The sequence below is a fragment of the Citrobacter sp. VF227 genome (assembly GCF_052950715.1).
Map to the genome: position 1 here is coordinate 1 of NZ_JBRFVF010000149.1, position 619 is coordinate 619.

Below are 619 nucleotides of genomic sequence, written 5' to 3' on the forward strand. Positions count from 1 at the left end.
GCGGGGCTCCCGCGGGCGTTCGACTGTCATCACGTTCGGGTGACGAGTCTTCGTCGCGATCGCTCGCGAGATCTGCCGAGTCTATCGCCGAACGCGCGACTCGCTAAGATTTCGCCCAACAGCGACGCCATCGACCGGACCCGACCGTGAGCCAAGCTCTGCCTTCCGCGGCTGCCCAGGCGGTCGATCTTCCGGCGGCGCCGGTGGCGCGCAAGCCCGGCGCGACCCGCCACGGGCCGGGCGCCGCGCTCATGCTGGGCGCGCTGGGCGTCGTGTACGGCGACATCGGCACGAGCCCGCTCTACGCGTTCAAGGAGGCGGTGAAGGCGGCGACCGCGGGCGGCGCCTCGGTGCCGGCAGCCGCCACGGGCGCGGTGTCGCTGATCCTGTGGGCTCTGATCCTGATCGTGTCGCTGAAATACGCGGTGCTGATCCTGCGGGCCGACAACCGCGGCGAGGGCGGCATCGTCGCCATGCTGGCGCTGCTCGGCGCCCGTCAGGCCCGGCCGGGCACGTGGAAGGCGCTGCTCCTGGTGGTCGGGCTGGTGGGCGCGGCCCTGCTCTACGGCGACGGCGCGATCACGCCGGCGATCTCGGTCCTGTCGGCGATCGAGGGGCT

The 619-nt window shown here is 72.5% G+C and carries 1 protein-coding gene; it reads left to right on the forward strand.

The annotated features are described in order from the left end of the window. Positions 1-146: 146 nt before the first annotated feature. On the forward strand, positions 147-619 hold a 473-nt coding region (locus ACU8YC_RS25575), incomplete at its 3' end, for a KUP/HAK/KT family potassium transporter (protein ID WP_446896044.1).